The following is a 13927-nucleotide window of genomic DNA, read 5'->3' on the forward strand; positions in this document are numbered from 1 at the left end:
CAGAACCGCTCTTGTCAGCCTGAACCACAGGGGACTTCAGAGTGTTCAGCGCCAGCTGAGCGACCTGATTACGGGTCTGTTAGGTCAAATAGCGGGGGTCAGGACATATCCATAAAGGCCACCACATAGTGGGTCACATCCTTGGCATTACAAATTTCGGAGGCACTCCAGACGCTGCTGCCCGTCCAGGTGAGAGAATTTCCGGACCAAGACGCGGGGCAGGCGGCGCCACCCTCACCGCTGGTTTTGCACATGGCGTAGGACGCGCCCTGGATTGCCCGCAGGATAATATTGCTGCCCATCACGAAGACCATCAGGGGCCGGCTAGGGAAGGTGAGGGTACGGCTGCGGGTGTTGACGCCGTCGCCCACATAGGAGGAGTAGTAGATTTGGCAGTTACCCTTTTTGTTCACCTGATTGGTCAGGGAAGAGATGGCGCTGGCCCGGGTACTGGCCTCGGAGGACAGTGCGCTTTGGGAGGCCTTCTGGGAGACCTGACCGGCCAAAGAGACTCGGGCGTCCGCCTCGGCTTTGAGGGCGGCGTCAATTTTGGAGTGGTCCTCGTTAAACTCCTCATGGCTGACCTTGTCCTCGGGGGCCCAGAGGGAGAGCCTGAAATTTGGGGTTAAATTACTTGCCATTGCTGAAATCTCCTTTCAAACTGATATGGAGAGGCGTGCGCCTTCTCAAACCCGGGGAGACAGGAGCAGGAGTGGGACGTTGGCGTACACCGAAGGAGAAAAATCTTTTCCCTTGACGAAACGGGGGCGAGACGGTATGATGAAGAAAAAAGGAGGGGAATCCTATGACATATCAAGAAATTCTGGCGGCAGCCCGCACCTGTAGTGGTCCATACTGCAAGGCCTGTCCGGTGTGCAATGGCCGCGCCTGCGGGAGCACCATGCCTGGGCCGGGTTCCAAGGGGACGGGGACAGTGGCTGCCCGCAACTACGACGCCTGGCAGGAGGTCTGTCTGAACATGGACACCATCTGCGAGAACGGCCCGGCGGACACCAGCTTTCACCTGTTTGGCCAGAACTACAGCCTGCCGGTTTTTGCCGGGCCGGTGGGGGCGGTCAAGCTGCACTACGGCGACAAGTTTACCGATCAGGAGTACAATGAGCTGCTGGTACCCGCCTGTGCTCAGGCAGGCATTGCCGCATTTACCGGGGACGGCACCGACCCCGGCGTCTTTGCGGCGGCCTCCAAGGCCATCGGGGCCAACGGCGGCAAGGGCATCCCCACGGTGAAGCCCTGGGACCGGGATACTCTGTTTGACAAGCTGGACCAGGGCAAGGCGGCGGGGGCGAAGATGTTCGCCATGGATATCGACGCCGCCGGACTGCCCTTTTTGAAGGGGCTCAATCCCCCGGCGGGGTCCAAGACGGTGGCGGAGCTTCGGGAAGTGATCGAGTATGCCAAGGTCCCCTTCATCATCAAAGGTATTATGACGGTCCGGGGGGCAAAAAAGGCGCTGGAGGCGGGCGCGGCGGGCATTGTGGTGTCCAACCACGGCGGCCGGGTCCAGGACGGCGTCCCTGCCACGGCGGAGGTGCTCCCCGGCATTGCGGAAGCGGTAAAGGGACAGATGGTCATCATGGTGGACGGCGGCATTCGCAGCGGCGTGGACGTGTGTAAGGCTCTGGCGCTGGGGGCGGACGCCTGTATTCTGGCCCGGCCCTACGTGACTGCGGTGTATGGCGGCGGCGCGGAGGGGGTCAAGGTGCTCACCGAAAAGCTCCAGGGGGAGCTGGCCGATACTATGGCCATGTGCGGCGTTCACTCCTTAAAGGAGATCAGCCGCGAGATGATTTTCTAAACGTGAAGACTCCGGCCTCTCTAGGGAGAGGCCGGAGTCATTTGATTCAGGGTGCTTCCATCTCGCTGCTGAAGCACGCCGCCCCCGATTTCAGGGATGCGGGCACGTCGATGATCCGCTGGTTGGAGGAGCCCCGGAAGCGCAGCCCCAGGTCCTTCTGCTCCAGCACAAAGGGGCCGTCCACCAGTATGTCCAGTTCCTCCAGGAGGGAGCGGCTGTGGGTCCCCACCTGGTTGGCGGCCAGCTCCTCAAAGAGGTATCCGGAGTAACACCAGATGGTCTTTTCCGGCAGCCGCTTTCGGACCTGCCGCACCAGCTCCAGCACGGGCCGCTGGTTTTCCGGCTCGAAGGGCTCGCCCCCCAGCAGGGACAGCCCTCGGATGTGGTCCCGGTCCAGGAAGGAGATGATTGTTTCCACCTCCGCCTGGCCGAAGGGCTGACCGTAGTCAAAATCCCAGGTTTCCGGGTTGAAGCACTCCCTGCACCGGTGGGTACAGCCGGAGACGAAGAGGGAGACCCGGACCCCCGGCCCGTTGGCTACGTCCACTTTTTTAATGTCAGCGTAGTTCATAGATGCAGCACTCTCGCCTTAATTTCTTTCGTTTTGCCCACGTTCCAGAAGTTTTCTCCCAGATATCCGCAGGTGCGGCGGGTCACGTTCATCTTGGACTGGTCGGTGTTGTGACAGGCGGGGCACTCCCACTGAAAGTTCTCGTTGATCTCGATCTCCCCATCGAAGCCGCAGCACTGGCAGTAGTCACTCTTGGTGTTAAACTCGGCATACTGGATATTGTCGTAGATGAAGCGGACCACATCCTTCAGGGCCTCCAGGTTGTGGCGCAGGTTGGGGATCTCTACATAGGAGATGCAGCCGCCGGTGGAGATTTTTTGGAACTGGCTCTCGAAGGTGAACTTGTCGAAGGCATCGATGTGCTCCCGCACGTCCACGTGATAGCTGTTTGTATAATATCCCTTATCTGTTACGTCAGGGATAGTTCCGAAGCGCTCCTTGTCGATGCGGGCGAAGCGGTAGCACAGGGACTCGGCGGGGGTACCGTAGAGGGCGAAGCCGATATTGGTCTGAGCCTTCCAGTCGTCGCAGGCCTTGCGCAGCCGGCTCATCACCTTCAGTGCAAATTCGCTGCCCGCCTCCTGGGTATGGCTGACCCCCTTGACCAGCTTGGTCACCTCGTACAGGCCGATGTAGCCCAGGGAGATGGAGGAGTAGCCGCCGTAGAGCAGGGGCTCGATGGAGGCGCCCTTAGGCAGGCGGGCGATAGCGCCGTACTGCCAGTGGATGGGGGAGGAGTCGGAGCGTACCTGTTTCAGGGCGTTGTGGCGGCACATAAGGGCCTCGAAGCACAGATCCAGCCGCTGATCCAGCAACTGCCAGAACTTGTCCTCATCGCCGCCGGAGAGGATACCGATCTGGGGCAGATTGAGGGAGACGACCCCCTGATTGAACCGGCCCTCAAACTTGTAATTCCCGTTTTCGTCCTTCCAGGGGGCCAGGAAGGAGCGGCAGCCCATGGGGGAGAAGACGTTGCCCTGGTAGTTCTCCCGCATTTTCTTGGCGGAGATATAGTCGGGATACATCCGCTTGGCGGAGCACTTTACGGCCAGCTCAGTGAGGTAGTCGTACTTGCCCCCCTTGAGGCAGTTGTGCTCATCCAGCACATAGACCAGCTTAGGGAAGGCGGGGGTGATATAGACGCCCTTTTCGTTCTTGATGCCCTCCAGCCGCTGGCGGAGCACCTCGGCGATAATCAAGGCGTTCTCCTCAATGTAGGGGTCTCCCTCCTGGAGGTTGAGGAAGAGGGTCACGAAGGGGGACTGGCCGTTGGTGGTCATCAGGGTATTGATCTGATACTGGAGGGTCTGAACGCCGTTTTTCAGCTCGTCCCGCACTCGGTCCTCCACCAGGCGGTCCACAGTGGCGTCGTCCACCTTTCCGGCGCACTCGTAGGCGATGTGGGCGCGGAATTTTTCCCGGCTGCGGCGCAGATACTTACCCAGGTGGCGCAGGTCCACCGACTGGCCGCCGTACTGGTTGGAGGCCACGCAGGCGATGATCTGAGTCACCACCGTGCAGGCCACCTGAAAGCTCTTGGGACTCTCGATGAGCTTGCCGTTCATCACCGCGCCGTTCTCCAGCATGTCGCCGATGTTGATGAGGCAGCAGTTGAAGATGGGCTGAATAAAGTAGTCGGCGTCGTGGAAGTGGATGGCCCCCTCGTCGTGGGCCTTGGAGATGTGTTCAGGAAGGAGGATGCGCCGGGTCAGGTCCCGGCTCACCTCGCCGGCAATGTAGTCCCGCTGGGTTGCGGCAATCATGGTGTTCTTGTTGGAGTTCTCCTCGGCCAGCTCCTTGTTCTCGTTGCGCAGCAGGGCCAGGATGGACTCGTCAGTGGTGTTGGCCTTGCGCACCAGGGCCCGGTTGTACCGGTAAATAATATAGGTTTTCGCCAGATAGAACTTGTTTTTGGCCACCAGACCCTGCTCCACCAGGTCCTGGATATCCTCCACCAGCATCCGCTGGCGCTTTTGGGACTCAATGCCGTCGATGATGGCGTTAATGTCCTCCCGGCCCATTCGCTCGCTCTCGGGCACCTCGGCGTTGGCTTTCTCAATGGCGATGACAATTTTGCTGCGGTCGTAATCCACGCTGGACCCGTCCCGTTTGATAACCTTCATTCCTGTTCTCCTCTCATCGGTAAAAGACACGCTTACACGTAACGCTTCCGCCCATCCCCTCGGATTGGGAAGCGCAAGAGGGATTATAGCATACCCGTCCCCCCTTTGTCTACTATATCTTGTGTGTATTTTTAATCGTTCCACCGAAATATACAAGATGTATTCTTGGCTTTTTACACTTCTTTTTTCGCCGCAGCCCAGTCTTTTCAGTACTTAGCCGTTGCAAGGGGCGGCGGGACGTGGTATACTTAGGAAAAAATTCAGCGAAATGCCCACGGAGGTTTCTATGGAACAGAGGACAGCCGTCGCCATGAGCGGGGGGGTTGACAGCTCCGCCGCCGCTCTGCTCCTCCAGCGGGAGGGACTTTCCCTGGCGGGAGTGACCCTAAAGATGTTTGACAGCGCCGGGGCCGGCGGGGCGGGGGAGAGCGCCTGCTGCGGACTGGAAGACGTGGAGGACGCCCGGGCGGTGGCGCGAAAGCTGGGCATCCCCCACTATGTGTTCAACTTCACACGGCCCTTTCAGGAGGGGGTGATCGCCCCCTTTGTCCGCTCCTATGAGGGGGGGCAGACCCCCAATCCCTGCATCGACTGCAACCGGCGGGTGAAGTTTGGAGCGCTGCTCCAGCGGGCCCGGGAGCTGAACTGGGACAAGGTGGCCACCGGGCACTATGCGCGGCTGGACTTTGACGCCGGTTCAGGCCGCTGGCTGCTGAAGCGGGCGGTCCATTTGAACAAGGACCAGAGCTACGTTTTGTCAACCCTGTCCCAGGAGCAGCTGTCCCAGGCCCTCTTCCCCCTGGGGGGATTGTCCAAGGAGGAGGTGCGGGCTGTCGCTCTGGAGGCCGGCCTGGTGAACGCCCGGAAGGGGGACAGCCAGGATATCTGTTTTGTCCCCGACGGGGATTATGGCGGCTTTCTGCGGCGGTACACCGGGAAGACCTACCCCTCCGGCCCCTTCCTGGACGAGGAGGGGCAGGTCCTGGGGCGGCACACCGGCATTGTGGACTACACCGTGGGCCAGCGCCGGGGGCTGGGGGTATCCTCCAGCCGGGGCCGCCTCTATGTAAAAGAGGTGCGTCCCGCGGACAATTCGGTGGTCCTGTCGGACAACAGCGCCCTCTTTGCCCGGACGCTCACGGCGGGACAGCTGAACCTTATCGCCTGTGACCGCCTGGAGGGGCCGGTCCGTCTCCAGGCCAAGATCCGCTACCGCATGGCGGAGCAGCCCTGTGTGGCGGAGCAGATTGGGGAGGAGACCGTTCGTATCACCTTTGACCAGCCCCAGCGGGCCATTACCCCGGGGCAGACCGCCGCCCTCTACGACGGGGACACGGTGGTGGGGGGAGGGGTCATCCTCCCCGGTGGGCAGTAGAAAGGAGTCTGTCTATGGCAAACAAGCGGAATCAGAGGCGGGGCCAGACGGTGCGCCAGAAGCAGGAGCAGCTGGGCAGCGGCCGGAAGAAGACGCGATGGAACCCTCTGGGACGGGCCCTGCTGTACTGCGACCTGGTTTTTCTGGCCGTCTCCTCCCTGCTGGAGTCCAACGGACTGATCTCGGGGCAGGCGGGCGCCGTGTGTACCGTAATCGCCATCCTTGCTCTGCTGGCCGCCCTGTGGCTGCTGTTCCGGCGGGGGAACGGGACGCGGCTGTAGGGCTTTTTCCGGAAGAGCCTGGAAAAAGGATTGATTTTCTATGGGATTTGGTATATGATAACAGCAATCAGGGTTGAAATCCGGGATTTTCCCAACGAGAGGAACGGTACACCTATGAGAAAAGATATTGCATTGCCCGTTCTGGCTGCGGCGGGGGGAGTGGCCGGCTTTTTCCTGCGGCGGCGGCAGCTGACCGCCTACCTGCCGGAAACGGGACTGTTTGCCAGCGGTTCGCCCTACACCTATGCCCTGCTGGCCCTGGCCGCGCTGCTGGTGCTGGCCTTTTTGCTGCTGGTCCAGGGGAAGAAGGAGGGACCGGAGGACTTCCTGCCCGCTTTTGGCTGTCCGGAGACGGGACAGATGACCCTGCTGGCCGCCGCCGGGCTGCTGATGCTGGCTGCCGGGGCCCTGGGGCTGAAGGACGGTCTGACGGCGCTCCAGCTGTGGCGGGAGATGCCGGGGGCCTATCAGTTGTCTGCCCCCGGGTCCAAGCTGCTCTCCGGGGGGCTGTGTATCCCCGCCGGGCTGGGGGTCCTGCTGATGGGAAAAATGGCCTACCGGGGGGAGTTGAACGACGCCGCCTGTGTGCTGTCCCCCTTCCCGGCCCTGGCGGGAGTGGTGTGGCTGTTCTCCTTCCACCTGAAAAACGGGACGGAGCCGGTGCTGATGAAATACGGCTTTCATCTGGCGGCCATCTGCCTGCTGACTCTGGCCCACTACTATATTGCCGCCTTTCTCTTTGGCCGGCCCCGGCCCCGCAGGACCGTCTTCCTGGCGCTGATGGGGGCGGCGGTGGCGGTCATTTCGCTGGCGGACCGGCCGGACCTGTTCAACGCCGCCGCTCTGCTGGCCTATTCCCTGTCCGCCCTGGCCTTTGCCCGGGTGCTGCTGCGGAATCTCTACGGTCCGGCCTGGCCCAAGCGGCTGAAAAGCGAACGAATGCCTCCCGATGAGGAGGATACAGAGACCTGACGATACAGAGGGCGGCGGATTTGGCGTGCCGCCGGAGGAAATCCCCATAAAACGACTGGAAATGGAGAACATTATTATGGAACAGAGACGTTTTTATATTACGACCCCCATCTACTACCCCAGCGACAAGCTGCACATTGGGCACACCTACTGCACCGTGGCCACCGACGCGATGGCCCGGTACAAGCGGCTTGCCGGATATGAGGTGATGTTCCTCACCGGCACCGACGAGCATGGCCAGAAGATCGAGGACAAGGCCCGGGATGCGGGCGTTTCCCCAAAACAGTTTGTGGACAACATTGTCACCGGAGAGCGGGGGATTTTGGACCTGTGGAAGCTGATGAACATCTCCAACGACCGGTTCATCCGTACCACCGACGATTACCACGTGGCCGCCATCCAGAAGATTTTCAAGAAGATGTACGACAAGGGGGATATCTACAAGGGGACCTACAAGGGCAAGTACTGTAAGCCCTGCGAGTCCTTCTGGACGGAGTCCCAGCTGGCGGACGGCAAGTGTCCCGACTGCGGCCGGGAGGTCCAGGACGCGGAGGAGGAGGCCTATTTCTTCAAGCTGTCCAAGTACGCGGACAGGGTCCAGCACCTGCTGGAGGACACCGACTTCCTGGAGCCCCGCTCCCGGGTCAACGAGATGGTGAACAACTTCATCAAGCCCGGCCTGGAGGACCTGTGCGTCTCCCGCACCTCCTTCACCTGGGGGGTCCCGGTGGACTTCGACCCGGGCCACGTGGTCTACGTGTGGGTTGACGCCCTGTTTAACTACACCACCGCCCTGGGCCTGTACAACGACAAATACCAGGACTACGACAAGTTCTGGCCCGCCGACGTCCACTTTGTGGGCAAGGAGATTGTCCGCTTCCACTCCATCATCTGGCCGGCCATGCTGATGAGTATGGACATGCCCCTGCCCAGGAAGGTCTTCGGCCACGGCTGGCTGCTGCTGGACGGAGGGAAGATGTCCAAGTCCAAGGGGAACGTAGTGGACCCCTATATTTTGGCGGAGATGTTCGGGGTGGATGCCCTGCGCTTCTTCCTGCTGCGCACCTTCCCCTTCGGCTCTGACGGCAGCTTCTCCAACGAGGCGCTGATCCAGACCACCAACGTGGACCTGGCCAACGACCTGGGCAATCTGCTCAGCCGCACCGTGTCCATGGTGGGCAAGTACTTCGGCGGGACTCTGCCTGCCGGTTGCGGCCCGTCGGAGGAGGACCTTCATCTTGCGGAGCTCAGCGCCCGGCCCGACTGCATTGGGATTACGGTGGAGCCGGGGGACGTCGCCTGTGATGTGGAGCTGGTCGCTCTGGCGGCGGGGTTGCGGGACCGCTATGAGGAGCAGATGGAGCACTTCGCCTTCCAGAACGCCCTGGCGGAGATTTTCAAGGTGATTGACCGGGCCAACAAGTATATTGACGAGAACGCCCCCTGGGTCCTGGCCAAGGACATGGAGGCCAACAGTCCCCGTCTGGCCCATGTGATGTACAATCTGCTGGAGACCCTGCGGGTCTGCGCCATTCTGCTGACTCCCTTTATCCCTCAGTCCGCCGCTGAGGTGCTCCGCCAGATCGGCGCCTGTGAAAGGGGCTCCACCTGGGAGAGCGCCGCCGCCTGGGGGACTCTGCCTGAGACGGTGGCCGTTCAGCGGGGAGAGAACCTGTTCCCCCGCATCGACGCGGACAAGGCCCTTAAGGAGCTGGAGGAGATTGCCCAGGCCGCCAGGAGGGCCGCCCTGCCCGATTTGGAAATTGAGCCCCAGCTGGAGGAGAAGGTGGACTTTGACACCTTCTGCAAGTCGGACTTCCGGGCGGTGAAGGTGAAGGACTGCCAGCCGGTGAAGAAGAGTGACAAGCTGCTGAAATTCACCCTGGACGACGGTACCGGCGTGGACCGGCAGATTCTGTCCGGCATCGCCAGGTGGTACAAGCCGGAGGATTTGATTGGCAAGACACTCATGGCCATTGTCAATCTGCCCCCCCGGAAGATGATGGGCCAGGAGAGCCAGGGGATGCTCATCTCCGCTGTCCACACCGAGAAGGGGGAGGAGGCCCTGAACCTGCTCATCCTGGATGACAAGATCCCCGCCGGCGCGAAAATGTGTTAAAAAGGTGAAAAATTTGTCAAAAATCCGTAAAGTGTGCTGCCTCTCTTGGAGGGACAGCACACTTTTTCCTCTGACCGGCCTTCATTTTTATGGAAATCACCTCTATCCAAGCTGGAATTTTTCCTGTAAGATGGGGGCGTACGCAAAGGAAATATTGTGATACCCGAAGGAGGTAATCAAATATGAGAAGAACAAAAATTATCTGTACCCTGGGCCCTGCGGTGGATGATGAGGAGATGATCCGCACCCTGATCCGCACCGGTATGGACGCGGCCCGGTTCAATTTTTCCCATGGCAGCCATCCAGAGCACCTGGCCCGGCTGACCATGCTGAAATCGGTCCGAGACTCCATGGGCCGTCCGGTGGCCACCATCCTGGACACCAAGGGCCCTGAGATCCGCATCAAGAGCTTTGAGACCAAGACCATCACCTTGGAGCCCGGCGACCCCTTCACCCTCACCACCGAGGATGTGGTGGGCAATCAGGGCTGGGTGTCCGTCACTTACCCCAAGCTCCACGAGGAGCTCCAGCCCGGCCAGGAGATTTTGGTTGACGACGGCCTGGTGGCCATCAAGGTGGACCGCATTGAGGGGACCCGGATCATCTGCACTGTGGAAAACGGCGGGACCCTCTCGGCCAACAAGTCCATCAACATCCCCGGGGTCCACATCCAGCTCCCCGCCCTTACCGAGAAGGATGTGGCCGATATCCGCTTCGGCGTGGAGAACGATTTTGACTTCATTGCCGCCTCCTTTGTCCGCCGGGCCGCCGATGTGGAGGCTGTTCGTGAGGTGCTCCGCCAGTGTGGCGGCAATGACGTGAAGATTATTGCCAAGATCGAGAACCAGGAGGGGGTTGACAACCTGGACGAGATCCTGAACGCCGCCGACGGCATCATGGTGGCCCGGGGCGACCTGGGCGTGGAGATTCCTGCCGCCCGGGTCCCCATCCTGCAAAAGCAGATGATCCGCAAAGGCCTTCAGCAGGGCAAGCCGGTCATCACTGCGACCCAGATGCTGGACTCCATGATGCGCAACCCCCGTCCCACCCGGGCGGAGGTGTCCGATGTGGCCAATGCGGTGTACGACGGCACCGGCTGCGTGATGCTCTCCGGCGAGACCGCCGGGGGCAAGTACCCGGTGGAGGCTTTGAAGGCCATGGTGAGCATTGTTACCGAGACGGAGGGGGCCATTGACTACTGGAAGAACTTCCAGAAGCAGCGGGTCATCCCCACCTCCGATATCAACGACGCCATCACCCACACCTGCTGCATGACCGCCAAGGACCTGGAGGCCAAGGCCATTCTGGCGGCCACCAACTCGGGCCGCAGCGCACGGATGATCTGCCGGTTCCGCCCCGCCTGCCCCATTGCCGCTCTCACCATGCACGAGAAGGTGCGCCGGCAGCTGAATATCTCCTGGGGCATCATCCCCTTCCTCACCGGCGAGGTCACCTCCACTGACCGCATTTTCTCCCTGGCCACCGAGACTGCCATTAAGGAGCGCCTGGTTCAGGATCATGACGTGGTGGTCATTACCGCCGGTATCCCCTTGGGCAAGAGCGGATTCACCAATCTGATTAAGGCCCAGGTCATCGACGAGGACGCTCTGTAATTTAACCGCCCCCCAGTGGGGCGGTATTTTTTGTGCTCTGAACGACTTGGCGGCGGCGCCAGCCGCCTGGCCCCTTTGGCAAAGGGGGTGCCCGAGTGAAGCGAGGGCGGGGGATTGTCTGTCAGCAGAGCAACACCTAATTAGAACTGGGGCCGGGGATTGTCGTCCTACAGCGCACAACCCAAGAACCTCAGAATTGCTTCTGACGGTCAATCCCCACCGCTTCGCGGAGCCCCTTTTCAAAGGGGCCAGGTCGCCTGCGGGCGGGACGAGGGCCAGGCCCGGCTTCGCCGGGCAACACAAGCGGCGCAGCCGCTTGCCCCCTTTTGAAAGGGGGTGCCTGAGCGAAGCGAGGGCGGGGGATTGTCCTTGGGAGTACCATCTTCTGCCAAAAATCTCAAGTAGCGGCAGTGCCTGCCAGTCAATCCCCACCTCACTGCGGTGAAGACACTTTAAAATTAAAGAGACTACTGAAATAGTCTTGACAAGGTGGGGCTATTGTGGTAGTATAAATATAAACTATTGCAATAGTCTGCACAAGGAGGAGTACGCCATGGAACAAAAACTGTTCGATTCTGAGCGCCGGGTCATGGAGGTGCTGTGGGAGGCGGACGCGCCCCTCACCGCCAAGGAGATCGCCCGGCGTCTGGGACAGGCGGTGGGCTGGAACAAGAACACCACCTACACAGTCATTAAAAAATGCGTGGAGAAGGGAGCCATTGAGCGCCGGGAGCCCAACTTCCAGTGCTTCCCCCTGGTGCGCCGGGAGGAGGCCCAGGCGGCAGCGGCGGCGGAGCTGGTGGAGAAGGTCTTTGACGGCTCAGCCAGCCTGCTATTTGCCTCCCTGCTCAGCGGCAGGCAGCTGCCCCCGGAGGAGATCCAGCGGCTCCGGGAGCTGGTGGACGCCCTGGAGTGAGGTGTGCCATGACCTTGTTTGAAATGAGTGCCAGCGGGGCGGTGCTGATTGCCATCATTCTGCTGCTGCGCCAGGGCCTGCTGAACCGTTTGCCCAAGTGGACCTTCTTGCTGCTGTGGGGGGTTGCGCTGTGCCGGCTGCTGGTCCCCTTTCACATCCCCTCGCCGCTGAGCATTTATACTGGGGCCTCCCAGGTGGTCCAGGCCATTCAGGAGGAGCCCTGGGAGCCGGTGCTCAACCCTCCCGCCACCTTCCCCGGAACACTCCGGGAGGACGTGTGGTCTCCCAGCCTCCCCGCCGCTCCCGCTGAGCCCCTACAGGAGTCCGTCTCCCCTCTGGTCCTCATCTACGCGGGGGGCGGCGTCCTGTGCGCCCTGTTTTTCCTCCTGGCCTATGGGAGGGGGATGCGCCGGTTCCGGGAGGCGGTGCCAGCGGAGCAGGAATTTCTGGACCGCTGGCGGCGGGAGCATCCGACCCTGTTTCCGGTGCGGGTCAAGCTCTCAGAGGCGGTGAATACCCCGCTGGCCTTCGGTCTGGTGCGGCCCACCGTTCTCCTGCCCAGGAACACGGACTGGGCCGACGAGGAACAGCTGACCTACATCCTGACCCACGAATATGTCCACATCCGTCGGGGAGATATGCTGTGGAAGCTGCTGCTGACAGCTGCGGTGTGCCTGCACTGGTGCAATCCGCTGGTCTGGGCCATGTACTTCTGCGCCAACCGAGACCTGGAACTGGCCTGTGACGAGGCGGTGGTGGGCATCCTGGGCCTGGACCGGCGGAAGGGCTACGCCTTTGCACTGCTGTCGGCGGCGGAGCGCGGAGGATTTCCCCTGTACGCCTCATACACATCTAAATCTCATATGGAAGGGAGAATTTTAGCCATAATGAGCATGAAAAAACAGACTCTGGCGGCGCTGCTGTGGGCGGTGGTGCTGGTGGCGGGCGTGACTGCGGTGTTCGCCACATCACCGGCGCCCACGGCGGAGGAAATCGCCAAGCTGCCCCTGGCCACCCGGGGTGATCTGCCCAAAAATGCCCCATCCTCCCCGTCGGAGGACCGGGTTCACCCGATGACCGGAGAAGCCGCCCCCTCCAGCTCCTCCGCCGGACAAATCTCCGCCGTCCCCTGGGACTATGACATTGTCCGGCCCGGGGAAGGAGAGGCCGGCAGCTCCAGCGAGACGACCCCAGCGCCGGAGGAGCGGGTACACCCGGTGACCGGGGAGCTCAGCGAAGCCAACACGCCCCAGCCGGGATGAATACGGGCTCAACGGACAGCGGCGTTTTCGCAGAACTACAGCCTGCTACATCTAAATCCTCCAATCACTGGGGGATTCCTGATGGCCCAATCCCTGCTAATACTTTTTTCTATGCCCCTAATGAGGAGGATTTTAGAGAACTGATGTTGTATCTTCGCAGAGATATGGGATACACAGACAGCGTTTTCCTCTGGACTGGGCCAGACGGCCAACGGGGCGTGGAGCTGAGAGAGAATTTTGACGGTGTCAAACGAAGGACTGACCCGCCTAAGGAGCTGACAGAGGAGTGGACCTATCCTGTCAACCGCCATGGAGAAACCTATGCCAACTTCAGTTTGGAGAATTGGGTATGATCCTGATTTGATTGGAGTGGTGGCCTCCAATGGGATGTCGGGATATCTCTTGAAAAATGATTTTCGGTATAACGGTTATCCTGCCGGAACTACTGACGAAGGCTATATGCCTTGGCTTGCAGCTCAGCCCAAGGTACTTAAATTTCCAGTCTATGATGTGGACCGCGATAATATTGTGGGCTATTTTGAAACGACTAACACAGTGTCTTCCCAATATAGAATGACCCAAGAGGAATTTAAATGGCAATTAGAGGTGTTGGAGCAGGGCTTGCGGTCAAGTGGATGGAGAACAGAGGAAGAGATTGCTCAGGAATTGGAAAACTTCCGGGCGAACACTAAGATTGCCCCGCCGGAGATGACACTGGACGAGCTTCGGGAGGCCTACGGCTGGTAACAAAAAACAGCCCCGCTCTCCTGATGGAAAACGGAGCTGTCCTTCAATTCGTAAAGTAGAGAAAATTTGTAGCGCGGGCCGGGGTAGTTCCACCTTGTGATGCCGCAGGAGTACACAAGCGGCGAAGCC

Annotated in this window: 13 protein-coding genes; 10 read left to right on the plus strand and 3 right to left on the minus strand. The window is 60.6% G+C overall.

The genetic code is table 11. The annotated features are described in order from the left end of the window. Positions 1-98: 98 nt before the first annotated feature. Complete coding sequence (locus D1646_RS20450) at positions 99-641, minus strand: hypothetical protein (RefSeq protein WP_160638230.1); 543 nt, start codon at positions 639-641, stop codon at positions 99-101. A gap of 164 nt (positions 642-805) precedes the next feature. On the opposite strand from D1646_RS20450, the gene D1646_RS20455 reads away from it, so the two are divergent. Continuing rightward, positions 806-1819, plus strand: coding sequence for an alpha-hydroxy-acid oxidizing protein (locus tag D1646_RS20455; protein ID WP_160638231.1), 1014 nt, complete (start codon positions 806-808; stop codon positions 1817-1819). Between the two features lie 46 nt (positions 1820-1865). Here the strand turns inward: D1646_RS20455 and nrdG are convergent, their stop codons facing one another. Both nrdG and nrdD read right to left on the minus strand, forming a co-directional pair. Next, positions 1866-2390 carry an anaerobic ribonucleoside-triphosphate reductase activating protein gene (gene nrdG, locus D1646_RS20460; RefSeq protein WP_160638232.1) on the minus strand — a complete coding sequence of 175 codons (525 nt, stop codon included), beginning with the start codon at positions 2388-2390 and terminating at the stop codon, positions 1866-1868. After that, on the minus strand, positions 2387-4513 hold the full coding sequence (gene nrdD / locus D1646_RS20465) for an anaerobic ribonucleoside-triphosphate reductase (protein WP_160638233.1): 2127 nt from the start codon (positions 4511-4513) through the stop codon (positions 2387-2389). Before nrdD ends, nrdG begins: the two co-directional genes overlap by 4 nt. A 286-nt stretch (positions 4514-4799) precedes the next feature. On the opposite strand from nrdD, the gene mnmA reads away from it, so the two are divergent. The 9 genes from mnmA (at position 4800) to D1646_RS20510 (ending at position 13798) form a co-directional block, all read left to right on the plus strand. Beyond that, complete coding sequence (gene mnmA / locus D1646_RS20470) at positions 4800-5888, plus strand: tRNA 2-thiouridine(34) synthase MnmA (RefSeq protein WP_160638234.1); 1089 nt, start codon at positions 4800-4802, stop codon at positions 5886-5888. 14 nt (positions 5889-5902) lie between these two features. Beyond that, entirely contained in the window at positions 5903-6169 is a 267-nt protein-coding gene (locus tag D1646_RS20475; protein ID WP_160638235.1) for a hypothetical protein, read from the plus strand. Positions 6170-6283: 114 nt separating this feature from the next. Beyond that, a complete protein-coding gene (locus tag D1646_RS20480) occupies positions 6284-7141 on the plus strand; it encodes a hypothetical protein (protein WP_160638236.1) in 858 nt (285 codons plus the stop codon). Between the two features lie 76 nt (positions 7142-7217). Then, entirely contained in the window at positions 7218-9260 is a 2043-nt protein-coding gene (metG, locus tag D1646_RS20485) for a methionine--tRNA ligase (protein WP_160638237.1), read from the plus strand. 182 nt (positions 9261-9442) lie between these two features. Continuing rightward, positions 9443-10873: a pyruvate kinase gene (pyk, locus tag D1646_RS20490; protein ID WP_160638238.1), complete on the plus strand. Its 1431-nt coding sequence runs from the start codon at positions 9443-9445 to the stop codon at positions 10871-10873. Positions 10874-11426: 553 nt separating this feature from the next. Next, positions 11427-11789, plus strand: coding sequence for a BlaI/MecI/CopY family transcriptional regulator (locus D1646_RS20495; protein ID WP_160638239.1), 363 nt, complete (start codon positions 11427-11429; stop codon positions 11787-11789). Between the two features lie 8 nt (positions 11790-11797). Beyond that, positions 11798-13051, plus strand: a complete 1254-nt coding sequence (locus D1646_RS20500; RefSeq protein ID WP_160638240.1) for a M56 family metallopeptidase — start codon at positions 11798-11800, stop codon at positions 13049-13051. A gap of 143 nt (positions 13052-13194) precedes the next feature. After that, positions 13195-13404: a hypothetical protein gene (locus D1646_RS20505; RefSeq protein ID WP_160638241.1), complete on the plus strand. Its 210-nt coding sequence runs from the start codon at positions 13195-13197 to the stop codon at positions 13402-13404. Continuing rightward, entirely contained in the window at positions 13373-13798 is a 426-nt protein-coding gene (locus tag D1646_RS20510) for a hypothetical protein (protein ID WP_160638242.1), read from the plus strand. The genes D1646_RS20505 and D1646_RS20510 overlap by 32 nt, the downstream gene beginning before the upstream one ends. The last annotated feature ends 129 nt before the right edge of the window (positions 13799-13927 follow it).

Source organism: Pseudoflavonifractor sp. 60, from assembly GCF_009911645.1.
Lineage (GTDB): Bacteria > Bacillota > Clostridia > Oscillospirales > Oscillospiraceae > Lawsonibacter.

Bases quoted from the DNA above. Each gene is read 5' to 3' on its own strand.
- mnmA (WP_160638234.1), top strand. From the start codon at position 4,800: ATGGAACAGAGGACAGCCGTCGCCATGAGCGGGGGGGTTGACAGCTCC.
- D1646_RS20450 (WP_160638230.1), bottom strand. From the start codon at position 641: ATGGCAAGTAATTTAACCCCAAATTTCAGGCTCTCCCTCTGGGCCCCC.
- pyk (WP_160638238.1), top strand. From the start codon at position 9,443: ATGAGAAGAACAAAAATTATCTGTACCCTGGGCCCTGCGGTGGATGAT.
- D1646_RS20455 (WP_160638231.1), top strand. From the start codon at position 806: ATGACATATCAAGAAATTCTGGCGGCAGCCCGCACCTGTAGTGGTCCA.
- D1646_RS20480 (WP_160638236.1), top strand. From the start codon at position 6,284: ATGAGAAAAGATATTGCATTGCCCGTTCTGGCTGCGGCGGGGGGAGTG.
- D1646_RS20495 (WP_160638239.1), top strand. From the start codon at position 11,427: ATGGAACAAAAACTGTTCGATTCTGAGCGCCGGGTCATGGAGGTGCTG.
- D1646_RS20505 (WP_160638241.1), top strand. From the start codon at position 13,195: ATGTTGTATCTTCGCAGAGATATGGGATACACAGACAGCGTTTTCCTC.
- nrdD (WP_160638233.1), bottom strand. From the start codon at position 4,513: ATGAAGGTTATCAAACGGGACGGGTCCAGCGTGGATTACGACCGCAGC.
- D1646_RS20500 (WP_160638240.1), top strand. From the start codon at position 11,798: ATGACCTTGTTTGAAATGAGTGCCAGCGGGGCGGTGCTGATTGCCATC.
- D1646_RS20475 (WP_160638235.1), top strand. From the start codon at position 5,903: ATGGCAAACAAGCGGAATCAGAGGCGGGGCCAGACGGTGCGCCAGAAG.
- nrdG (WP_160638232.1), bottom strand. From the start codon at position 2,390: ATGAACTACGCTGACATTAAAAAAGTGGACGTAGCCAACGGGCCGGGG.
- D1646_RS20510 (WP_160638242.1), top strand. From the start codon at position 13,373: ATGCCAACTTCAGTTTGGAGAATTGGGTATGATCCTGATTTGATTGGA.
- metG (WP_160638237.1), top strand. From the start codon at position 7,218: ATGGAACAGAGACGTTTTTATATTACGACCCCCATCTACTACCCCAGC.